General features: G+C 35.4%; 19 protein-coding genes, 21 tRNA genes and 2 rRNA genes. 39 read left to right on the top strand and 3 right to left on the bottom strand.

Annotated features, from left to right (window positions below):
• The first annotated feature begins 15 nt into the window (after positions 1–15).
• From KVH43_RS00425 to KVH43_RS00315, 23 genes are all read left to right on the top strand, one after another.
• Positions 16–2,939: ribosomal RNA gene (locus KVH43_RS00425) — 23S ribosomal RNA — on the top strand.
• Positions 2,940–3,133: 194 nt separating this feature from the next.
• A 5S ribosomal RNA gene (gene rrf / locus KVH43_RS00420) occupies positions 3,134–3,250 on the top strand.
• Between the two features lie 5 nt (positions 3,251–3,255).
• Positions 3,256–3,330 (top strand) — tRNA-Asn (locus tag KVH43_RS00415).
• Between the two features lie 6 nt (positions 3,331–3,336).
• Positions 3,337–3,425: transfer RNA gene (locus KVH43_RS00410), tRNA-Leu, on the top strand.
• A gap of 6 nt (positions 3,426–3,431) precedes the next feature.
• Positions 3,432–3,507, top strand: a tRNA-Met gene (locus KVH43_RS00405).
• A gap of 4 nt (positions 3,508–3,511) precedes the next feature.
• Positions 3,512–3,586: transfer RNA gene (locus KVH43_RS00400), tRNA-Glu, on the top strand.
• Between the two features lie 4 nt (positions 3,587–3,590).
• Positions 3,591–3,666, top strand: a tRNA-Val gene (locus KVH43_RS00395).
• A gap of 15 nt (positions 3,667–3,681) precedes the next feature.
• Positions 3,682–3,758: transfer RNA gene (locus tag KVH43_RS00390), tRNA-Asp, on the top strand.
• Between the two features lie 8 nt (positions 3,759–3,766).
• A tRNA-Thr gene (locus KVH43_RS00385) sits at positions 3,767–3,841 on the top strand.
• Positions 3,842–3,849: 8 nt separating this feature from the next.
• Positions 3,850–3,934, top strand: a tRNA-Tyr gene (locus KVH43_RS00380).
• A gap of 7 nt (positions 3,935–3,941) precedes the next feature.
• Positions 3,942–4,016, top strand: a tRNA-Gly gene (locus KVH43_RS00375).
• Positions 4,017–4,022: 6 nt separating this feature from the next.
• Positions 4,023–4,096, top strand: a tRNA-Gly gene (locus tag KVH43_RS00370).
• Between the two features lie 4 nt (positions 4,097–4,100).
• Positions 4,101–4,177: transfer RNA gene (locus KVH43_RS00365), tRNA-Arg, on the top strand.
• An 8-nt stretch (positions 4,178–4,185) separates the two neighbouring features.
• Positions 4,186–4,261, top strand: a tRNA-Gln gene (locus KVH43_RS00360).
• Positions 4,262–4,264: 3 nt separating this feature from the next.
• Positions 4,265–4,340 (top strand) — tRNA-Lys (locus KVH43_RS00355).
• A gap of 5 nt (positions 4,341–4,345) precedes the next feature.
• A tRNA-Ser gene (locus KVH43_RS00350) sits at positions 4,346–4,434 on the top strand.
• A gap of 5 nt (positions 4,435–4,439) precedes the next feature.
• A tRNA-Ser gene (locus tag KVH43_RS00345) sits at positions 4,440–4,531 on the top strand.
• Positions 4,532–4,536: 5 nt separating this feature from the next.
• Positions 4,537–4,613, top strand: a tRNA-Ile gene (locus KVH43_RS00340).
• Between the two features lie 4 nt (positions 4,614–4,617).
• A tRNA-Trp gene (locus tag KVH43_RS00335) sits at positions 4,618–4,693 on the top strand.
• A 14-nt stretch (positions 4,694–4,707) separates the two neighbouring features.
• Positions 4,708–4,784, top strand: a tRNA-Pro gene (locus KVH43_RS00330).
• A 7-nt stretch (positions 4,785–4,791) separates the two neighbouring features.
• A tRNA-Ile gene (locus KVH43_RS00325) sits at positions 4,792–4,868 on the top strand.
• A 13-nt stretch (positions 4,869–4,881) separates the two neighbouring features.
• Positions 4,882–4,958, top strand: a tRNA-Ile gene (locus KVH43_RS00320).
• 24 nt (positions 4,959–4,982) lie between these two features.
• A tRNA-Phe gene (locus tag KVH43_RS00315) sits at positions 4,983–5,058 on the top strand.
• 30 nt (positions 5,059–5,088) lie between these two features.
• Here the strand turns inward: KVH43_RS00315 and KVH43_RS00310 are convergent.
• Positions 5,089–6,099, bottom strand: coding sequence for a ribonuclease H-like domain-containing protein (locus KVH43_RS00310; RefSeq protein ID WP_218283017.1), 1,011 nt, complete (start codon positions 6,097–6,099; stop codon positions 5,089–5,091).
• Positions 6,100–6,664: 565 nt separating this feature from the next.
• Here KVH43_RS00310 and KVH43_RS00305 point away from each other — a divergent pair.
• Both KVH43_RS00305 and KVH43_RS00300 read left to right on the top strand, forming a co-directional pair.
• Positions 6,665–7,036, top strand: a complete 372-nt coding sequence (locus tag KVH43_RS00305; protein ID WP_218283016.1) for a zinc ribbon domain-containing protein — start codon at positions 6,665–6,667, stop codon at positions 7,034–7,036.
• 95 nt (positions 7,037–7,131) lie between these two features.
• On the top strand, positions 7,132–8,187 hold the full coding sequence (locus tag KVH43_RS00300; RefSeq protein WP_218283015.1) for an HD-GYP domain-containing protein: 1,056 nt from the start codon (positions 7,132–7,134) through the stop codon (positions 8,185–8,187).
• Between the two features lie 27 nt (positions 8,188–8,214).
• Here KVH43_RS00300 and KVH43_RS00295 read toward each other — a convergent pair whose 3' ends face one another.
• A complete protein-coding gene (locus KVH43_RS00295; RefSeq protein WP_218283014.1) occupies positions 8,215–9,210 on the bottom strand; it encodes an asparaginase in 996 nt (331 codons plus the stop codon).
• Positions 9,211–9,643: 433 nt separating this feature from the next.
• Between KVH43_RS00295 and KVH43_RS00290 the strand changes: the two genes are divergently transcribed.
• The 14 genes from KVH43_RS00290 to KVH43_RS00225 all read left to right on the top strand — a co-directional run bounded on the left by KVH43_RS00290 (position 9,644) and on the right by KVH43_RS00225 (position 19,105).
• Positions 9,644–10,801, top strand: a complete 1,158-nt coding sequence (locus KVH43_RS00290) for a cysteine desulfurase family protein (protein ID WP_218283013.1) — start codon at positions 9,644–9,646, stop codon at positions 10,799–10,801.
• 4 nt (positions 10,802–10,805) lie between these two features.
• Complete coding sequence (gene thiI / locus KVH43_RS00285; RefSeq protein ID WP_218283012.1) at positions 10,806–11,981, top strand: tRNA uracil 4-sulfurtransferase ThiI; 1,176 nt, start codon at positions 10,806–10,808, stop codon at positions 11,979–11,981.
• 139 nt (positions 11,982–12,120) lie between these two features.
• On the top strand, positions 12,121–12,456 hold the full coding sequence (spoIIAA, locus tag KVH43_RS00280; RefSeq protein WP_218283011.1) for an anti-sigma F factor antagonist: 336 nt from the start codon (positions 12,121–12,123) through the stop codon (positions 12,454–12,456).
• 31 nt (positions 12,457–12,487) lie between these two features.
• Positions 12,488–12,904, top strand: coding sequence for an anti-sigma F factor (gene spoIIAB, locus KVH43_RS00275; protein WP_218284032.1), 417 nt, complete (start codon positions 12,488–12,490; stop codon positions 12,902–12,904).
• Between the two features lie 12 nt (positions 12,905–12,916).
• On the top strand, positions 12,917–13,690 hold the full coding sequence (gene sigF, locus KVH43_RS00270; protein WP_218283010.1) for an RNA polymerase sporulation sigma factor SigF: 774 nt from the start codon (positions 12,917–12,919) through the stop codon (positions 13,688–13,690).
• Between the two features lie 104 nt (positions 13,691–13,794).
• Positions 13,795–13,953, top strand: coding sequence for a hypothetical protein (locus KVH43_RS00265; RefSeq protein WP_218283009.1), 159 nt, complete (start codon positions 13,795–13,797; stop codon positions 13,951–13,953).
• Positions 13,954–13,957: 4 nt separating this feature from the next.
• The gene (locus KVH43_RS00260) at positions 13,958–14,581 is read left to right on the top strand and encodes a stage V sporulation protein AA (protein WP_218283008.1); all 624 of its coding nucleotides are present in this window, start codon (positions 13,958–13,960) and stop codon (positions 14,579–14,581) included.
• 14 nt (positions 14,582–14,595) lie between these two features.
• The gene (locus tag KVH43_RS00255) at positions 14,596–15,012 is read left to right on the top strand and encodes a stage V sporulation protein AB (protein WP_218283007.1); all 417 of its coding nucleotides are present in this window, start codon (positions 14,596–14,598) and stop codon (positions 15,010–15,012) included.
• Between the two features lie 14 nt (positions 15,013–15,026).
• Positions 15,027–15,182, top strand: coding sequence for a hypothetical protein (locus KVH43_RS00250; RefSeq protein WP_218283006.1), 156 nt, complete (start codon positions 15,027–15,029; stop codon positions 15,180–15,182).
• Between the two features lie 16 nt (positions 15,183–15,198).
• Positions 15,199–15,660, top strand: a complete 462-nt coding sequence (gene spoVAC, locus KVH43_RS00245) for a stage V sporulation protein AC (RefSeq protein ID WP_218283005.1) — start codon at positions 15,199–15,201, stop codon at positions 15,658–15,660.
• Positions 15,661–15,673: 13 nt separating this feature from the next.
• Positions 15,674–16,696, top strand: coding sequence for a stage V sporulation protein AD (spoVAD, locus tag KVH43_RS00240; RefSeq protein ID WP_218283004.1), 1,023 nt, complete (start codon positions 15,674–15,676; stop codon positions 16,694–16,696).
• Between the two features lie 5 nt (positions 16,697–16,701).
• Positions 16,702–17,058 (top strand): stage V sporulation protein AE, encoded by a 357-nt coding sequence (spoVAE, locus tag KVH43_RS00235; protein WP_218283003.1) that lies wholly within the window; start codon positions 16,702–16,704, stop codon positions 17,056–17,058.
• Positions 17,059–17,076: 18 nt separating this feature from the next.
• Entirely contained in the window at positions 17,077–17,676 is a 600-nt protein-coding gene (spoVAEA, locus tag KVH43_RS00230) for a stage V sporulation protein SpoVABEA (RefSeq protein WP_218283002.1), read from the top strand.
• Complete coding sequence (locus KVH43_RS00225; RefSeq protein ID WP_218283001.1) at positions 17,633–19,105, top strand: spore germination protein; 1,473 nt, start codon at positions 17,633–17,635, stop codon at positions 19,103–19,105. The genes spoVAEA and KVH43_RS00225 overlap by 44 nt, the downstream gene beginning before the upstream one ends.
• Before the next feature lie 25 nt (positions 19,106–19,130).
• Here KVH43_RS00225 and KVH43_RS00220 read toward each other — a convergent pair whose 3' ends face one another.
• Positions 19,131–21,989, bottom strand: coding sequence for a penicillin-binding protein 1A (locus KVH43_RS00220; RefSeq protein ID WP_218283000.1), 2,859 nt, complete (start codon positions 21,987–21,989; stop codon positions 19,131–19,133).
• Positions 21,990–22,065: the final 76 nt, after the last annotated feature.

Raw genomic sequence — 22,065 nt, 5'->3', positions numbered from 1 at the left:
AATACAATTTTTACTGGTCAAGCTATAAAGAGCATAGGGCGGATGCCTTGGCACCAGGAGCCGATGAAGGACGTGGTAAGCTGCGATAAGCCTCGGGTAGCTGCAAGCAAGCGTTGATCCGGGGATTTCCGAATGGGGAAACCTACTTAAGGTAATACTTAAGTAACTATTACTGAATCCATAGGTAATGGTAGGCATACCAGGGGAACTGAAACATCTAAGTACCCTGAGGAAGAGAAAGAAAACTCGATTCCCTAAGTAGCGGCGAGCGAAAGGGGACTAGCCCAAACCTAAAGAATTTTCTTTAGGGGTTGCGGATATACTCATAAGAGCGAAGAATAAGTAGTTGAAGAAGTCTGGAAAGGCTCACCGTAGAAGGTAATAGTCCTGTAGGCGAAACTTAGTCTAGCTTGAGTATACTCCAGAGTACCACGAGACACGTGAAACCTTGTGGGAAGCAGGGGGGACCACCCCCCAAGGCTAAATACTACCTGGTGACCGATAGCGCATAGTACCGTGAGGGAAAGGTGAAAAGAACCCCGGGAGGGGAGTGAAATAGAACCTGAAACCCTATGTTTACAAGCAGTGGAAGTTCTTTTTATGAACGACCGCGTACTTTTTGTAGAACGGGCCAACGAGTTACGGTATGCAGCAAGGTTAAGTAGTTATGCTACGGAGCCGCAGCGAAAGCGAGTCTGAATAGGGCGATTTTAGTTGTATGCCGTAGACCCGAAACCGGGTGACCTATCCATGAGCAGGTTGAAGCGGAAGTAAAATTTCGTGGAGGACCGAACCCATGTCTGTTGAAAAAGGCTGGGATGACTTGTGGATAGCGGAGAAATTCCAATCGAACTCGGAGATAGCTGGTTCTCCCCGAAATAGCTTTAGGGCTAGCCTTAAAAGTTGTGATACGGAGGTAGAGCACTGAATGTCCTAGGGGCCCTCACCGGTTACCGAAGACTATCAAACTCCGAATGCCGTAATCATAATTTTAGGAGTCAGACTATGTGTGATAAGATTCATAGTCGAGAGGGAAACAGCCCAGACCGTCAGCTAAGGTCCCTAAGTACAGGTTAAGTGGAAAAGGATGTGGGATTGCATAGACAACTAGGATGTTGGCTTAGAAGCAGCCATTCATTCAAAGAGTGCGTAATAGCTCACTAGTCGAGTGATCCTGCGCCGAAAATTACCGGGGCTCAAACCTGTCACCGAAGCTACGGCATCCCTTTGGGATGGGTAGGGGAGCATTGTATACGGGTTGAAGCTGTACCGTAAGGAGCAGTGGACTGTATACAAGAGAGAATGTTGGCATGAGTAGCGAGAGGCAGGTGAGAATCCTGCCCGCCGAAAACCTAAGGTTTCCTGAGGAAGGTTCGTCCACTCAGGGTTAGTCGGGACCTAAGCCGAGGACGAAAGTCGTAGGCGATGGACAACAGGTTGAAATTCCTGTACCACCGAAAATCGTTTGAGCAATGGGGTGACACAGGAGGATAGGTTAAGCGCACCGTTGGTTGTGTGCGTCCAAGCGTTTAGGAAGTCGAGATAGGCAAATCCGTTTCGATAATTCTGAGACGTGATGGGGAGCGAAAAACAAGTAGCGAACTTACTGATTCCACACTGTCAAGAAAAGCCTCTAGCGAGATTGTAGGTGCCCGTACCGCAAACCGACACAGGTAGGTGAGGAGAGAATCCTAAGGCGAGCGAGAGAACTATTGTTAAGGAACTCGGCAAAATGACCCCGTAACTTCGGGAGAAGGGGTGCCACGTTAGGGTGCAAGCCCGAGGTGGCCGCAGAGAATAGGCCCAAGCGACTGTTTAGCAAAAACACAGGTCTCTGCTAAGTCGAAAGACGATGTATAGGGGCTGACGCCTGCCCGGTGCTGGAAGGTTAAGGGGAAGTGTTAACGAAAGTGAAGCACAGAACTTAAGCCCCAGTAAACGGCGGCCGTAACTATAACGGTCCTAAGGTAGCGAAATTCCTTGTCGGGTAAGTTCCGACCCGCACGAAAGGCGTAACGATTTGGGCACTGTCTCAACAATAGACTCGGTGAAATTGTAGTACCGGTGAAGATGCCGGTTACCCGCAGCAGGACGGAAAGACCCCGTGGAGCTTTACTGTAGCCTGACACTGGATTTTGGTATTACATGTACAGGATAGGTGGGAGACTGAGAAGCATGCACGCCAGTGTGTGTGGAGTCGACGTTGGGATACCACTCTTGTAATACTGAAGTTCTAACCATAAGCTGTGAATCCAGCTTTGGGACACTGTCAGGTGGGCAGTTTGACTGGGGCGGTCGCCTCCTAAAGAGTAACGGAGGCGCCCAAAGGTTCCCTCAGCGCGGTCGGAAATCGCGCGAAGAGTGCAAAGGCAGAAGGGAGCTTGATTGCGAGACACACAGGTCGAGCAAGGACGAAAGTCGGGCTTAGTGATCCGGTGGTTCCGAGTGGAAGGGCCATCGCTCAACGGATAAAAGCTACCCCGGGGATAACAGGCTTATCTCCCCCAAGAGTCCACATCGACGGGGAGGTTTGGCACCTCGATGTCGGCTCGTCTCATCCTGGGGCTGAAGTAGGTCCCAAGGGTTGGGCTGTTCGCCCATTAAAGAGGCACGCGAGCTGGGTTCAGAACGTCGTGAGACAGTTCGGTCCCTATCCGCTGTGGGCGTAGGAAATTTGAGAGGAGCTGTCCTTAGTACGAGAGGACCGGGATGGACGTACCTCTGGTGCATCAGTTGTCACGCCAGTGGCACAGCTGAGTAGCTATGTACGGAAGGGATAAGCGCTGAAGGCATCTAAGCGCGAAGCCCCCCTTAAGATAAGATTTCCCATGGAGTTAATCCAGTAAGACCCCAGAAAGACGATCTGGTTGATAGGTTGGAGGTGTAAGGGCAGTAATGTCTTTAGCTGACCGATACTAATAGGTCGAGGGCTTGACCAAAATATGCATTGTTTAGTTTTGAGGGTATAAAAAAGCAGTTGACAAAATTCTAGCAAGGTGGTAAAATAAATTTTGTCTTAACTCAACATTAGTATGTATAAGGATTTGTGTAGGACTGAAAAAATGCAAATTCTTTAAAAAAGTGTTGACAAACTGCGAAAAACGAGATAAAATATATCTTGTCCTCAAAAAAATCCAGTGGCAATAGCGAAGGGGTCACACCTGTTCCCATACCGAACACAGAAGTTAAGCCCTTCAGCGCTGATGGTACTTAGGCGGAGACGCCTTGGGAGAGTAGGTCGCCGCTGGTTTGTGTTCCAAGGTAGCTCAATGGTGGAGCACTCGGCTGTTAACCGATAGGTTGTGGGTTCGAGTCCCACCCTTGGAGCCAAAGAATGCCGGGGTGGCGGAACTGGCAGACGCACAGGACTTAAAATCCTGCGGTCCTTACAGACCGTACCGGTTCGATTCCGGTCCCCGGCACCAAAATATCGCGGAGTGGAGCAGCTGGCAGCTCGTCGGGCTCATAACCCGAAGGTCGTAGGTTCAAATCCTGCCTCCGCAACCATTAAGGCCCATTGGTCAAGCGGTCAAGACACCGCCCTTTCACGGCGGTAACCCGGGTTCGATTCCCGGATGGGTCACCATTTTGGGCGCATAGCTCAGCTGGGAGAGCACCTGCCTTACAAGCAGGGGGTCATAGGTTCGATCCCTATTGCGCCCACCATTAAAATTTGATTATGGCCCGGTAGTTCAGTTGGTTAGAATGCCAGCCTGTCACGCTGGAGGTCGAGGGTTCGAGCCCCTTCCGGGTCGCCAATAAATGTGCTGGTGTGGCTCAACGGTAGAGCAGCTGACTTGTAATCAGCAGGTTGGGGGTTCGATTCCCTTCGCCAGCTCCAAAGAATTAGGAGGAGTTCCCGAGTGGCCAAAGGGGGCGGACTGTAAATCCGTTAGCTAAGCTTTCAGTGGTTCGAATCCACTCTCCTCCACCAATTAATTGCGGAAGTGGCTCAGTGGTAGAGCATCGCCTTGCCAAGGCGAGGGTCGCGGGTTCGAATCCCGTCTTCCGCTCCAAGATATGCGGATGTAGTTCAATGGTAGAACTCCAGCCTTCCAAGCTGGTAGCGTGGGTTCGATTCCCATCATCCGCTCCAATAAGGGTTCATAGCTCAGCTGGATAGAGCAACGGCCTTCTAAGCCGTGTGTCCGGGGTTCGAGTCCCTGTGGACCCGCCATAAAATAATGGGGTATCGCCAAGTCGGTAAGGCACCAGACTTTGACTCTGGCATTCGTAGGTTCGAGTCCTGCTACCCCAGCCATAAGACCCATTAGCTCAGTCGGTAGAGCACTTGACTTTTAATCAAGGTGTCCCGCGTTCGAGCCGCGGATGGGTCACCAAATATGGAGGGGTGTCCGAGTGGTTTAAGGAGCTGGTCTTGAAAACCAGTGACTCCGAAAGGGGCCGTGGGTTCGAATCCCACCCCCTCCGCCAGATTTGGAGAAGTACTCAAGTAGGCTGAAGAGGACGGTTTGCTAAACCGTTAGGCCGAGTAATCGGTGCGCGGGTTCGAATCCCGCCTTCTCCGCCAAATGAGGGCCTTTAGCTCAGTTGGTTAGAGCGTCCGGCTCATAACCGGCAGGTCCGGGGTTCGAGTCCCTGAAGGCCCACCATTTTAGGGGTATAGCTCAGTTGGTAGAGCAGTGGTCTCCAAAACCACGTGCCGAGGGTTCAAGTCCTTCTGCCCCTGCCAATCATAAAAAAAATCGAGGTGTAGCGCAGTTTGGTAGCGCATCTGGTTTGGGACCAGAGGGCCGCGGGTTCAAATCCTGCCACCTCGACCATTGATTGGGGCTTGTAGCTCAGGTGGTTAGAGCGCACGCCTGATAAGCGTGAGGTCGGAGGTTCGAGTCCTCCCAAGCCCACCATTTTTTTTTATAGGGGCCTTTAGCTCAGTTGGTTAGAGCGTCCGGCTCATAACCGGCAGGTCCGGGGTTCGAATCCCTGAAGGCCCACCATATATAATATATAGATGAATATTTGCCCAGATAGCTCAGTCGGTAGAGCAGGGGACTGAAAATCCCCGTGTCGGAGGTTCGATTCCGCCTCTGGGCACCAATAAAAAACAAGCTCATTTGAGCTTGTTTTTTATTGCATTTGATTAAAAATATATGGTATAAGCTTTGATATAAATAAGTGAATATCTAAAGGCTTTATATGATTGTTCTGTTTGAATAGAATAATATTTTCAGGAATGAAATCATTTGATTGATTTTTTCTACAAGGAAATGAAAAATCACACAGATCAATATATAAGCATTTATCACCAGAAGAAAGACGACCTTTATATAATGGAATTTTGATTTTGAAAGTATTTGTATTTTTTACATATTCAAAACAAAAACCATTTTCATAAGCGATATAGTTATTTATATGATTATTTTTATAGACTCCTTCTAAATGAAAAGAATTGTCTTTAATATATTGCTTTGAAATATAGCATGTATTTTTTTTATAAATATGAAAAATTTGAGGAAAGGCTTGGAGAATTTGTTCAATATGAATCTTATCTAATATCATAAAAGCTTTACTAAAATAATATAGATCGTCATAATTGTGAAGCAGAATAATATCTTTTATTTGTTTGTTTTTTTCTTTTTCATATTGATTATAAAGGGTAACACTTTCTTTACCTGAAATTTTATCATTTCTATGAATACCTAAATACGCTTCTACAGATTTTAGCTTACAATTATTAAGATTAAGTTTTTTTTGAACCCTTCTAATTAGTTTGAGAAGATCAATACTTTGGTAGGTTTTAATAGAATAATCAATTTCATTGGCTAAAAATCTTTTATTTAAAAAAGGGATATCAAATGTGTTTCCATTATAATTTATTAAAATATCAAATTCTTGAATTTCTTCTTTAAAGGCAGATAATAGTTCCTTTTCTTCTTTTTTATTGTTGCAGAAAAATTGTTTTATAGAAATTTTACCATTTTCTATGTATAAAAGCCCTATAAGAATGACTTTATGAAAACGAGGGTTTAGACCTGTCGTCTCAATATCGAATATAGCAAAATTTGCATCACCATATAGATCTAAAAAATTTTTTGGCATATGTAATGTTTCTTCAAGATTATATTGTATGATTTCCAAAATATCAACTCCTATTTTTTACTAATATATTATAATATATCATACTTAAAAGGATTAATGAACATTTATAGTATATATATAGGGATCCAACTTTAAAATGAAATATAAAAGATAGTTCATTCCAGATAACTTTTGAAAAAACAAAACTTCATTTCATGAAAAAATACTAAACCTTCAAAACTCACTTCGTTCAAACAATGAAGGTTCTTAACGTATTTTTTATGAAATTTCAGTAAGTTTTTTTACAAAAGTTATCAAAGTCATTCACTTATCTTTATATATTTCTTTTTTTATGTTGATGTTGTTTATCTATAGGGATCCAACTTCAAAGTTTAATTATTTATAAAAGCTTTTTGCATATACAATAGACTTCATTTTGTTTTTAAGAGAATTGAGTTTTTGGTAAACTGATGAAAAATCATTAAATAATTCATCTTCTGAACATCTAGCTACTGTTTGATGAATTATATTTTTAACTCTTTTTTAATTTCTTGAGTTGGATCCCTATATATATATCTAATATCAAAATATAGAATATATTGATATTAGAAGGGGAGTGTTAATAGTGGATTTTTTAGATAAATTAGCGGATAAGGTATCATCAGGTACTAAGAAAATATCACAGAAAACAGATGAAATTATTGAAATAACTGAATTAAAGCTTGATCTAAAAAATATTGAAGATGAGATAGAAGAAGCAAAATTATATATTGGAGAATTAGTATATAAATATTTTCTTAGCAATGATAGTAGTATGCCTGTAGGGCAGATTAAAGGAAAATGTAGAGAAATTCAAAGAATGGAAGCACAGAAAAATAGGATGAAGGCACGTATTTATAGGATCAAAGGATTAGCGTATTGTAGATTTTGTGGTGAAGCTATAGACGATGAAGAAAATTATTGTTCAAAATGCGGCCACAAAATTATAAGATACTAATCAAAAAATGATAGATATTGGAGGAATATAGAGAAATATGTAGAAATATATAACATCAAGGAAAAGGCTATTTATCCTGAAAGAGGGGATATAGGATGAAATTAATAAGTACAAAAGATTTAAAAGAAGGAATGGTTTTGGCTCAAGATATTATAGGAAAATATGATTTGGTGTTTTTAACTCAAGGAACAAGAATAACAGATGAACATATTAAGCGCATACAGAATATGAATATTATATATGTTTATGTTATGGAACAAGATGCAGTAAAAGAAGAAGTATTAGAATATAATTTAAATAATAAAATAGATAAAAGATTAAATGAACAATATCAAAAAAGTTTAGCATCTTTTAAAAGAGTTTATGAAGAAGTAAGCCTTGGAAAAAAGATTGAATCTGAAATTATACAAGAATCAGTTTCTCATTTAATACAAGAAGTGATGATAGATAATAATGTATTGTCACGTTTAAGAAGACTTGAGATTGTAGATGACTATACCTATAAGCATTCTATAAATGTATGTATTTTATCTGTAATGATTGGAAAATGGATGAATTATACTGAGAATGAGTTAAATGAATTAGGTGTAGCAGGAATGTTGCATGATATAGGAAAATCAAAAATTCCTAAAGAAATTTTAAATAAACCGGGAAGATTGTCTAGGAATGAGTGTAAAATTATGAAAGGACATGCAACATTAGGTTATGAAATGCTTCAAAGACAAGATGAAATTAAATTCGATATATGTTGTGCTGTGCTTCAGCATCATGAAAGAATAGATGGTAGAGGATATCCTTTAGGACTTAAGGGAGAACGTATTCATGAATTTGCACGAATTATTGCTATTGCAGATATATTTGATGCGATGACATCAGAGAGAGTATATAAATCTAAAGAATCTCCTTTTAAGGTTGCTGAACTCATTGCACAAGATAGATTTGGTGCGTTAGATCCGTATATTGCAAATCAATTTCTTTGGAATATTTCAAACTTTTATGTTGGAAATATTGTAAAATTAAATACAGGAGATATTGGTGAAATTGTGTTGATTAATAAACAAATGCCTACAAGGCCTTTAATAAAGATAGGAAAATCTTTTATTGATTTAAATAAGAATTCTGAATATGTAATTATGGAGGTATTAGTATAAGAACCAGGATATAAAAATCCTGATTCTTTATCTATAAAAATCTTTTTCAAATATTTCTTTAATAATTTTTCTTTCTTTTGTGATACTTAAAGCTAGCATAAGTTTGATTCTAGCTTTTTGTCCAGGGAGGTTTCCTCCTAAAATAACACCAAGATTTCTTAAGTGTCTTCCTGCGCCTTCATAGCCATAGGTGTCGAGTACTCTTCCCATAGGACATCTAGATACCATAACTATTATTACGTTATGATCAATTGCATATTGAATACCTTCAACCATTGCAGGAGGCACATTACCTCTTCCCATTGCTTCAATGATGATACCTTTAGCACCTGAATCTACACAATATTTAATTAATCTAGCATCCATACCTACAGCAGTTTTGATTAGATCTACGTTTGTTTCAATAGTTGCTGTTTCTATATGAGCATGCTTTGTAATATCTCTATAAAATATTACTTCATCATTATCAACAATTCCTAAAGGACCAAATTCCATAGATTTGAAAGTATCTAAGGACAATGTGTGTGTTTTTGTGACTTCACTAGCAGCGTTTAGTTCATTATTCATTACTATTAAAACACCTTTATTTTTTGCTTGCTCAGATATAGCAGTACATATGGCAGCAGAAAGATTGCTTGAACCATCATAACCAAGTTCAGAACTATTTCTCATTGCACCAACTATAATAATAGGTTTTGTACTGTTAATAGTAAGATCTAGTAAATAAGCAGTTTCTTCAAGGGAATCTGTTCCATGAGTTACAACAACACCAGTAATATCTTCTCTTAATATTAGTTTTTTTACAAGCTTTGATAGCTTCATCATTTTTTTAGGAGTCATATGAGGACCTGGGATCCTATCGAAATTCACAATTTCAATATCAGCGTATTTATCAATATTTGTTACCATAGACATAATTTCTTCACTAGATAGAGCAGGGATAGCAGCAGATATTCTAGGGTCTATTTTCATTGAAATAGTTCCACCGGTAAATACAACTGCTACCTTATTTGGATTTTTCATGAACGCTTCCTCCTTATGAATAAAGAATTGATATATGATCCTAATAAATATGTTAACAGATAAATATAAAAAAACAAACTATTTGATACAAAAAAACAAAAGAACCAGTCCATATGGACTGGTTCTTTTGTTGGTTTACGTTCAAAAGGGGTATTGGGAATAGAGATTATATTATCGAGGTTATCAGGGGGATAACCACTAAACAAATTATAACAAAAACCGACAAAATTGACAAGCTTTTTGACATTTTTTTTGTAAAAATTTTTTTTGTAAAAAATAACGTTTTAGAACATCCTTTTAAAATACTGTATAATGTATCATTTTTTATTAAAGGAGGCAATAATAAGTTTGTAGCAAAGCGCTTTACAAAGACAGTAGTTTCATATAAAATATGGAAAGATATAAACAATTTATGATAATGGAGATGTTGGAAATGGAAGTTTATTTAGATAATAGTGCTACTACAAAACCGAATAAAGAAGTTGTGGATATGATGCTAAAAGGGCTTATAGATTATTATGGAAATCCATCATCACTTCATCGCAAGGGGGTTGAAGTAGAGCGATTAATGAAATCGGCTCGAAAACAGTTAGCAAAAGCATTAGGAGCAAGTGAGCAAGAAATAATTTTTACTTCAGGAGGTACAGAGTCAAATAATACAGCTATAATGGGGGTTGTAGCATCTAAAAATAGAAAAGGAAAAAAAATTATTACAACGAAAATTGAACACCCTTCAGTTTTAAATGTATATAAGAATTTAGAGACAAATGGATATGAAGTCATTTATTTAGATGTAGATGGTTTTGGAAAAATTAATTTAGAGCAGCTTAAAAGGAATTTATCAGATGATACCATTTTGATAAGTATTATGCATGTAAATAATGAAGTGGGAACAGTCCAGCCTATAGAAGAAATAGGGAAAATCATTAAAAACGCTAGTAATAAACCAATATTCCATGTAGATGCGATTCAATCTTTTGGTAAAATTAAATTTACACCTAAAAAATTAGGTGCAGATCTCTTGTCTATTAGTGGACATAAAATTCACGGACCAAAAGGAATTGGAGCTTTATTTATTAGAAAGAATTTAAGAGTATCCCCTATTCTTTATGGAGGAAATCAAGAAACAGGTATGAGATCTGGGACTGAAAATATTCCAGGAATATTTGGTTTAGGTGAAGCTGCTAGAGGTTTATATGAAAATATAGATAGCAATATTTCGAAGATGTGGATGTTAAAAAATACTTTTATAGAGCATATAAAAAATGAAATAAAAGATATTAAAATTAACGGCTATGAAAAAAATGGGAGTGCACCTCATATTGTAAATATCAGTTTTCTAGGTATAAAAGGAGAAGTATTGCTTCATAGTCTTGAGCAAGATGGTATTTATGTATCAACTGGCTCAGCTTGTTCATCAAAGAAAAGTTCAAAGAGTCATGTGCTAAAAGCAATGGGACTTAAGGAAGATGAAATAGAAGGAGCTATTCGTTTTAGCTTTTCTTATCATAACACTAAAGAAGAAATTGACTATGCAGTAGACAAAATAAAAAAACATGTAAAAGATATAAGAAAGATTATGAAGAGGTGATCAAATGAAAAGAGTATTAATTGTAAGATATGGTGAAATTTCTTTAAAGGGATTGAATAAATCCTATTTTATAAAAAAATTGACAAATCATATTGCGTCTAATTTGAGTGATTTAGGCGAGCTGCATATATGGCAAGCAGGAGGACTTGTATATGTTGATATGGATGGATATGATGAAGAGGAAGTTATTGAAAGGGTTATAAAAGTATTTGGTATTGTATCTGTGAGTCCTGCATATGAGATGCAAAAGGATATGGAAACAATTTATGAGGTTGCATTAAAGCATATGCATGAGAGAATAAAAGAAGCTGGCATAAAAACTTTTAAGGTTGAGGCAAGAAGAGGAGACAAAAGCTTTCCAATGAAGTCTCCAGAAATATCAAGAATGGTTGGAGGATATGTCTTAACTCATACACAAGATATAAAAGTAGATGTACATAATCCAGATATGATTTTATATGTAGATATAAGGGAACAAGCATATGTATATTCTAAAAAAATATCAGGATATGGTGGACTTCCTTTAGGAACAAATGGAACAGCTATGGTACTATTGTCTGGAGGAATTGATAGTCCAGTAGCAGCTTGGATGATGGCTAAAAGGGGAATGAATATAGAAGCTGTTCATTATCATAGCTATCCATTTACAAGTGAAAGAGCAAAAGAAAAGGTGATCGATCTAGCAAGGATTCTTGTGAAATATTGTGGTAATATACGTCTTCACTGTGTAAATTTATTACCTATACAAAAAGAGATCAATGAAAAATGTCCTGAAGATGAAATGACTATTTTATCAAGAAGATTTATGATGAAGATTGCAGAAAGAATTGCAAAAATGGAAGGGTGTCATGCTTTGGTTACAGGAGAAAGCATTGGGCAAGTAGCAAGTCAAACGATTCAAGGTCTTACAGTTACTGATCATGCAGTAGAAATGCCTGTATTTCGACCGCTAATAGCTTTAGACAAAGTTGATATTATGGATATTGCAAAAAAAATAGATACCTATGAAACATCTATATTGCCTCATGAAGATTGCTGTACAGTATTTTTACCTAAAAGACCTGTTACAAAGCCTAGATTAGATAAAATTTTACAATCAGAAAGTAAGCTAGATGTAAAAAAGTTAGTAAAAGAAGCTGTAGAGAGCATGGAAGTAATAGAGGTATCTGTAGAAGAATAATGAGTGATTTAAGTGGCGATGGTAAAGATTATCGTCACTTTTTTATTGAAAAATTTATATATTACAAAACTAGTCAATTTTCATCAAAGGAAAAAGAAAAGGCTTCAAGAATATTTAAAGAAGAAAGGGAGGGATTATATTGCGTATTCATTTTGAAACAATTCACAATCATTTAATTGTTAAATTGGACGGAGAATTAGATCATCATACAGCTGAAGAAATTAGAGCAGAGGTTGATAAAGAAATTGATAATAATAATGTTAAGAATATTATTTTTGATTTAGAAGGTATGCATTTTATGGATAGTTCAGGAATTGGGGTAGTAATAGGAAGGTACAAGAAAGTTCAAAAATTAGGTGGACAAGCTGGGGTAATTAATATGAACAATAGAGTAGAACGGATATTTAAAATGTCTGGATTATTTAATATAATCAAGAGGTTTGATAATAAAAAAGAGGCAATAGAAAAATTATAAAGGGGTGAGGGAATTGACAGGGAAAAATCATATGAAACTAGAATTCATGAGTAAGTCACAAAATGAAGCCTTTGCTAGGGTTGTAGTAGCTTCCTTTGCTTCACAGCTAGACCCTACTATTGAAGAATTAGCTGATGTAAAAACTGCTGTATCTGAAGCAGTAACTAATGCTATTATACATGGATATGAAGGAAAAGAGGGTACTGTTATAGTCGAATGCAGTATTTCTGATAATGAAATAGAAATCATTATAGAGGATAAAGGAAAAGGTATTGAAGATGTAGAAATGGCTAGACAACCATTATATACTTCAAAGCCAGAATTAGAAAGATCAGGAATGGGTTTTACGGTGATGGAGACTTTTATGGATACTGTAGAAATAGAAACAAAAAAAGATGTTGGAACAAAGATTAGAATGCTAAAAAAATTCGGAAGCGTTGATGACTAAGGGGTAGATAATATGGGAATGAGTGCATTATCCGAGGAGCAAAATAAAATATTGAGTCATGAAGAAACTATTGAATTGATAAAAAAGGCACAGACGGGGGATCAAGATGCGAAAAATACATTGGTAAGCCATAATTTAGGTCTTGTAAGAAGTGTTTTGAAAAGGTTTATGAACAGAGGATATGAAAAAGAAGATTTATATCAGCTAGGTTGTATAGGACTTGTAAAAGCGATAGAAAAATTTGATTTTCATTATGATGTAAGATTTTCAACTTATGCAGTACCAATGATTATTGGAGAAATAAAAAGATTCTTAAGAGATGACGGGATGATTAAGGTAAGCCGTTCATTGAAGCAAACAGCTGCAAAAGTAAAAAGTACGAAGGAATTATTGTTTAAAAAACATGGAAGAGAACCAACATTACAGGAAATATCTGAGGTGTTAGATATATCAAAAGAAGAAATTGTTATGGCTTTAGATTCAAATATTCAACCAGATTATTTGTATGATGTAATTCATCAAGATGATGGTGCACCAGTTCATTTGATTGATAAAATAAGTGAAACACAAACTGAAAATGAAGGTGAAGTGCTAGATCGGATTGCATTAATAGAAATTCTTTCTAAATTAAAGCCACGGGAAAGAAAAATTATTGTTTTAAGATATTTTAAAGATAAAACCCAGACAGAAATTGCACAAATGCTAGGAATTTCACAAGTACAGGTATCACGAATAGAAAAAAAGGTTTTAAGTCATATGAAGGAACTATTAGAGAAGACATGGTAAAATACATGTCTTTTTGTTTTGTAAAAATAGTGAATTGAAATTTAAAGAATTTTAGTTCTATGAATTGAGAATAATAAAAGTAAAGAATTTGAAGAGGTGATTTTATGATGATCAATAAAAGAAAATATTTTCTTTTGACAATGTTTCTTTTACTCATTACTATTACTTCATTTTTTTTATTTATAAATAAACCAAAAACTAATCAATATAAAAAAGCAAAATTAGTTTTTGAGAATTTATTAAATGAAAATTCAAAGGTGTGAAGAAATGTTTAAAAAAGATATATATATTCAATTAAAGGATGGGTATGAGGTAATGCCCGGGAATAAAGTGTTTATAAAAAATTTAGTCATTATATTAGCGGAAAATCATATAAAAGAGGAATTATTAGACTTAGAAATTTTAGAAGTTCCTAAAAATGCTCAGGAACATATTGTTGTTTCTATCTTAACGATTATGGAAATTATCTCAAAAAAATATCCAGATGTAAAAATATTTCCTATAGGAGAAGCTGAGATTTTAGTAAAAATTGCAAGTAGCCACAAAAATGAAAGTAAAGCCTGGTTGATATTTAAGCTTTGCATCGTATGTATAGTTCTTTTTGTAGGATCTGGTTTAGCGCTTATGAATTTTCATGCAGATGTAAATATGAGAGAGGCTCATAGGGAAGTTTATAAAATGATTACGGGAATAGATGAAAAGAGACCGTTAATCTTACAAATCCCATATTCTTTAGGTATTGGTTTTGGTATGGCAGTATTTTTTAATCATATTCTGCCAAAACGCTTTCGCAATGAACCAAGTCCTATGGAGGTTGAAATGGCGTCTTATAGGAAAAATATAGATGGATATATTTTGAAAAATCAGAAAAACACAGAAGAAAAAAAATAGGTTGGTGAAGGATTTTGCTCCTTAAATTTTTAGCTGTATTTGTAGGATTTTCTGAAGGTGTAATTGTAGGAACTGCACTAATTGCATTTTTAACTATATTAGATATTGTACCAAGACTTGCTCAGCTTACAGATACAGAAAACTATATTAAAGTTTATGAAATGGCGATTGCTGTAACGGTCACTACTATATCATTATCAAATTTTTTAGGTATACATATTCATTTAGGAAAAATAATGGTATGTATAGTAGGTTTTTTAATGGGCACCTTTGTAGGGCTATTGGCTTCTGCTTTAACAGAAGTAACTAATGTAATTCCTGTTATTGTAAGTAGGTTTATGCTTTATGATTATATAAAATATATATTTATAGCTTTAGCAGGAGGGAAAGTAATTGGAGCTCTTATTTATTGGATTTTATTAAACCAATAGGAAGGATGAAAAAAATGAAAAAAAAACATCATAGAGGTTTTGAAAATAATTTTATACTATTAAAGCAGATAGAAGAAAAGGAAAGAAGGCAAGAATTTGAAAATATAGCAGCAAATGAAAATATTTTTAATAAAAAAATAAAATCAACTTTAGATCAAATAAAAAATTAGAAAGGAAATAAGCTTTATGAAAAATATAAAGAGTGCAAGTTTGAATAAGCAGTATCAATATAATCAATATGTAAAAGAGAAGAGTCCTAAGCCTAATTTTTTTAAAAATGCAATATGGGCATTTTTTGTAGGAGGGGCTATTTGTACTATAGGTCAATTTATTTCAAATACCTTGAAGGCTATGGGGCTTCAAAAAGATGATGTATCAACAGCTACTGCAATTATTTTAATTTTTATTGGTGCATTTTTAACGGGATTAGGTGTTTATGACAAATTAGGAAAAAGGGCAGGGGGAGGGTCGATTATTCCTATTACTGGTTTTGCAAATTCTATTGTATCTCCAGCAATGGAATTTAAAAGAGAAGGATATATATTTGGAGTAGGAGCAAAGATGTTTATTTTAGCAGGTCCTGTTTTGGTTTATGGATTTACATCTTCTGTAATTGTTGGATTAATATATTTTTTTCTTAGCAAATAAGGAGGCTGATGAGGTGGCTATCAAGAAAATAGGAAAACAAACAGTAAAGTTTCAAAAACCTCCAGTAATTATTGCAACAGGAACAACAGTAGGACCAAAGGAAGGAGAAGGTCCTTTAAGAGATTATTTTGATACGGTTTTATCAGATGATTTGTATGGAGAAAATAGTTGGGAGTTAGCTGAGAGCAAGATGCTAAGAGAATCTGTAAAAATAGCTATACATAAAGCAGATAAAAATATTACAGATATGGACTATATGTTTTCTGGAGATTTATTAAATCAATTGATGTCTACTTCATTTGCTGCAAGGGATTTAGGAATTCCCTTTTTTGGATTATATGGAGCCTGTTCTACTATGGCAGAATCGTTAAGTCTAGGTGCAATGGTTTTAGATGGGGGATATGCAGATTATGTTGTTGCTGTTACTTCAAGTCATTTTAGTTCAGCTGAAAGGCAGTATAGATTTCCTTTAGAGCATGGAAATCAAAGACCACCTACTGCACAATGGACAGTAACTGGTTCAGGTGCTGCTGTGTTAGGAACAAATGGAAGAGGCCCTAAAATTACTCATGTAACAACTGGAAAAGTGATTGATTTAGGTATAAAGGATGCAAATAATATGGGTGCTGCTATGGCTCCAGCAGCAGTAGATACGATAATCAATCATTTTAAGGATACAGGATTTGCTCCTGATAGTTATGATTTAATTGTAACAGGAGATCTCGGTGTAGTTGGAAAAGAAATCACTGAAGAAATGGTATTAGATAAAGGATACAATATAATAAAAGTTTATAATGATTGTGGATTACTTATTTTTGATAATAAGGTTCAGGATACGCATGCAGGAGGAAGTGGGTGTGGATGCTCAGCTTCTGTATTTTGTGGGTATATATATAAAGAAATGATGAAAAATAAACTTAATAGAGTATTGCTTATTTCAACAGGGGCACTATTATCTACTACAAGTAGTCAACAGGGACAAACCATACCAGGAATTGCCCATGCTGTAACCATTGTAAATAAGTTAGAAGGGTGATGAATATGGATTATTTTCGCGCGTTTATTGTTGGTGGCATCATATGTGTCATTGGACAGCTCTTAATGGATGGAACAAAGCTTACTCCAGCACATGTACTGGTACTATTTGTTACATCTGGAGTGATTTTGACAGCTATTGGGATATATGAGCCTATTGTAAAATTTGGTGGAGCTGGAGCTACTGTACCTATATTAGGATTTGGATATAGCTTAGCAAAGGGAGCTATGAAAGCTGCAAAGGATAGTGGTGTGTTAGGAGCATTTACAGGAGGTGTTGAAGCAGGTGCAGGAGGTATTGCAGCAGCAGTAGTATTTGGCTATTTAATGGCATTAATTTTTAATCCAAAATCAAAGAAGTGAAAAGTGAGGATCAGAAATATGAAGAGAAAAGTAATTTTAGTAACAGATGGTGATACTGTTGCGCAAAGGGCTGTTCAAAGAGCTGTGAGAAATATAGGAGGAAGATGTATATCACGCTCTGGAGGCAATCCTACACCTATGAGTGGCAGAGAAATAGTAGAATTAATAAAAACAGCAAAACATGACCCGGTTGTAGTGATGCTTGACGATAAAGGAAGTCCTAATACAGCAGAAGGAGAATGTGCACTATATGAAATCGCTAATCATCCTGATGTTGAAATATTAGGAGTTGTTGCTGTTGCTTCAAATACACCAGGAGTAGAAGGCGTCAAAGTAGATTTTTCAATTTCTTGTGATGGAAAAATTGTTAAAGGTTCTGTAGATAAGGAAGGATTACCCCAAAAAGGGAAAATTCTTTATGGAGATACTGTAGACATTATCAATAAGTGTAAAGTCCCATTAGTGATCGGCATTGGAGATATAGGAAAAATGGAAGGTAAGGATGATTGTGAAATTGGTGCTCCTATTGTTACAAAAGCAATGGAAGAAATATTAATTAGGAGTGGTTACTTCAATGGAGTTAAAAAAGAAGCTAGAGGAAAATCTAAAAATTCTTGATGAAGCATTAGGCATATCTAAAAGCTTTGATGTTGTTAATAGGGAAATTATTATTGCTAATAAAAAAGCTTCATTATTATTTATTGATGGCTTTGCAAAAGATGATATTATGCTTTATATAATGAAAATTCTTCAAAATTTGGAACCAAAGGACTTTCGGAGATATATTGTTGAAAAATTAATGAGGGAAAAAATTCCTTATTTAGAAGTAGAAGCAAGTAAGGATATAGATCAGATTAAGTTTATGATATTATCAGGTGCTTTAACAATTTTAATTGATGGAGAAGAAGAAGCGATTATATTAGATGTTAGGACATATCCTGCAAGGGGACCAGAAGAGCCAGATTTAGAAAGGGTTACAAGAGGATCAAGAGATGGTTTAACAGAAACCATAGTATTTAATACAGCGTTAATCAGAAGGAGAGTAAGAGATCCAAAGTTAAGATTTGAAATGAGCAAAATTGGAAGGAGATCCCAAACAGATGTTGTAGTAGGATATATAGAAGATATAGCTAATCCAAAGCTTGTAGAGGATATAAAGGAAAAGCTAGATCAAATTGATACAGACGCATTGGAGATGGCAGAGAAGAGTTTGGAAGAATTTATATTAGGAAGAAATTGGAACCCTCTTCCTCAAGCAAGATATACAGAAAGAGCAGATGTTGCTGCAGCTCATTTGTTTGAGGGACATATTATTATTATGGTAGATACAACACCTAGTGTAATGATTCTTCCTGTAACTATATTTCATTTTACTCAACATGCAGAGGATTATTATCAAAATCCCGCAGTAGGAACTTATATGAGGTGGGTTAGACTCTTCGGGATGTTTCTTTCTTTGATTTTACCTCCATTATGGTTAATGTTGGTGTATAATAAAGGAATCCTTCCAGAATGGTTAAAATTTATAGGACCTAAGGAAACTGGGAAAATTCCTTTATTTATACAATTTCTTGCTTTAGAAATAGGAATAGACATTTTAAGAATTGCATCTATACATACACCAAATGCATTGACAACATCTTTAGGAATTATAGGGGGATTGATATTAAGTGAATTTGCAGTAAAGGTAGGATGGTTTATTCCAGAAACTGTACTATATATGGCTATTGCAAGTATGGGTATGTTTGCAACTCCTAGCATTGAATTTTCTATGGCAATCAGAATCTTTCGATTAATTTTATTAATATGTACTGGACTTTTTAAAAGCATAGGATTTTTTGGTGCAGGTGTATGTTTACTAATTGTTTTGATTCGTACAAAATCCTTTGGAGGAGTGAGCTATTTATGGCCTCTGATTCCATTTAATAAAAAGGGATTAGCTACAGTACTTTTTAGAAAGCCTATTCCTGAAATTAGATATAGGCCTGATTTCTTAAAAACAAAGGATATAGACTCAGCACCACCTAAAGATACAACTCCAAAGTAAAAATAAGGCTCTTGTGAGCCTTATTTTAGTTTTGACTGTCAATAATGATATTATCATTATTTTCATTTGCATTATCTTCTGGTTGTAGTGGAGAAGGTATGAATTCTATTGGTGGTGGATTAGTAAATTCATTGTGGTTAGGACAATATTCAATTGGTGCTTCATATTTATAATCATTTGGTACTATCCCATTATTCTTTGCAGGATCATATGGGATTTTTCTTTTCACAAATACTCGTTTTTCAACTAATGATGGAGGACAATAAGGAGTAGCTAGTTTATTGGTGCTTGTATCTATTTCTAATAGAACATGTACATCATCATATTCTTTTGGCTCTGTACCTTTAATAAAGTATTCATTTCTAACTGTACCCCTAGGATCGAGTCTGCTAAGATCTGTAGGAAGTTTTCCAGATTTTGTATCTACTGCCACAGAAATAACATTTTTAGGTTTTTTAAAGCTTTTAGCAGGAAGACCTTCATGGACTTGATCCATGACCTTTTTCCAAAGATAAAGCTTTCCTCTTGTAGCTTTTTTATCTAGCTCTATGTGAAGGTCATTGCCCATCCATACAGCACCTACATAGTATGGTGTATAACCAACAAACCAAGCATCATAGCTGTCAGAAGTTGTACCTGTTTTTCCAGCTACTTGGATATTTTTATTGTTTAATCTAGCTCTTGTTGCAGTTCCATTTGTTACAGTAGTTCTCATCATATCTGTTACAATAAATGCTGCTTCAGGACTTGCAACAAAATTTTTATAGCTTTCATTTTCTAAGATTACATTGCCTTCACGGTCTGTAACCTTTGTAAATGATTTTGGTTGAATATAGATGCCTTCATTGGCTAAAGCTGCATAAGCTGCAGTCATTTCTAATGGACTGATTCCCTTTGTCATTCCACCTAAGGCTACAGCAGATAAGTTAAGGTCATTGCTTCTACCCTTTTCCACTATACTGGTTATACCAAATTTTTTAAGGTAATCTATAGAAGTTTGCACACCAATTTGTTCACCAATTTTTACAGCTAAAACGTTCATGGACCACTCAACCCCTTGACGTAGGGTAGATAATCCTTTAAAGCCTCTATACCAGTTTTTAGGCCACATACGACCATGACTATCATAATGAGGGATATCATCTACAACAGTAGCTGCTGTCCAACCATTGTCAATAGCAGGTGTATAAATAGATAAAGGCTTTATAGAAGAACCAGGCTGTCTTGGCTGAGTAGCTCTGTTGTATAATTTTCTACCATGAACTTCTCTACCACCTACAAGAGCTTTAATTTCTCCTGAATAAGGATCCATTATAACCATAGCTGATTGAGGTTGTACAACCCCTTTATCACTAATATAGTAGTGATCTTTATTAATTAATAGGTTACCATTTTTATCTTTAGTGAAAAACTCTGGATTTGAAGTGATAAATTCACGGCTTACAATAACATTTTTATATTGATCATATGTTTTATATTCACTTGGAATTTTTACATTTCCACCCTTGAGCATCAAAATTTCTTTTGCTGCGTTTAATTTATAAGCATCTTTTACAGAAATTCGAACACCAATTATTTTCCCATTTTCATACAAAGATGTAAAATTTAAACGTCTTCCTTTAAAAAGTATGAGATTTCCTTCTTGGTCATACTTATAGTCTTCTTTTGGAATAATTAGTTGTCCTTGATTGTTAATAATATTATTATATTTATAGAGTAGAACTTTTTTGTTTTTTGATAATATATTTCCATGATAGTCTTTTCTTGCTACAAGTCCAGGAAAATTTTTATTATCTTCGTATTCTTTTTCCAAAATCTTTTGGATTCTTAAATCCATGGTGCTGTAAATTCGAAGTCCTTGATGATAAAGCATATTTTTTGCTTCTTCCTCAGTTTTACCTAATTGCTTTACAAGGGCTTTTATTACATCATTTTTTACTTTATCTGTGAAAAATGATGAAATGCCGGAAGTTTGGTTTCTTTTAGGTTTTAAATGAGTACTCAAGTCTTCATTTATGGCTGATTGATATTCTTCTTCTGTGATCATATTTTCATTTTTCATGATTTTTAAAACTAATTGCTGTCGAGGCTTGTATCTTTCATCATAAATAATTGTGTAAATTTCATCACTATCATCTAGCATATGATGTCTATTAGGATCAAAATCTTCTTTTCTAAGTGTTTTAAGAGGCGAATATTTAGAAGGATTTTTTGTTATTCCAGCTAATAATGCACATTCCGCTAAATCTAATTCACTTATATCCTTATTGAAATAAGTATGTGCTGCTGCTTGGACACCCTTTGCACCACTGCCTAAATATACAGTATTCAAATAAGCTTCCAGAATTTGTTCTTTTGTTAATTGTTGTTCAAGTTGAAAAGCATAATATGCTTCCTTAATTTTTCTTTCTATACTTTTTTCATTTGATAAATAAAGATTTTTTACTAACTGTTGGGTAATGGTACTGGCTCCTTGTACAGGAGCACCTGCTTTAATATCTTCCCATAGTGCTTTTATAATTCTTTTTGGATTAATACCTGTATGATTAAAAAAATCTTGGTCTTCAATTGCAATAAAAGCATCTTTGAGATTTTTTGGAATTTTATCATATTTTACAATTGTTCTTAAACCATCGCCCTCAACCTTTTCGATGAGATTTCCTTGATCATCATAAATAAAGGAGTTTTCATCAAGAAGTGTATAAATTTGGCTAGCGTCAATAGGTTCAGCTGATTTTATTATTGCAAAAACCCATCCAGCTAATGCACCACCTACAATAAAGATCCCCAATAAAATTATTAGAATTAGTACTCTTATAATACTGATCTTTTTCTTTTTTTTCTTATTCGAACTTCGAGTTTTTTGTTTATTATTTTCTGACAAAGTAAACCCCTCCTAAAATACAAAAAGAAAAAAGTATAAAAAATTAGACATAACTACTCATAATTATATCATATGA

The organism is Crassaminicella indica (assembly GCF_019203185.1).
GTDB lineage: Bacteria > Bacillota > Clostridia > Peptostreptococcales > Thermotaleaceae > Crassaminicella > Crassaminicella indica.
Note: the sequence above shows the minus strand (reverse complement) of the source record. Positions and strands in the feature narration are given on the sequence as shown.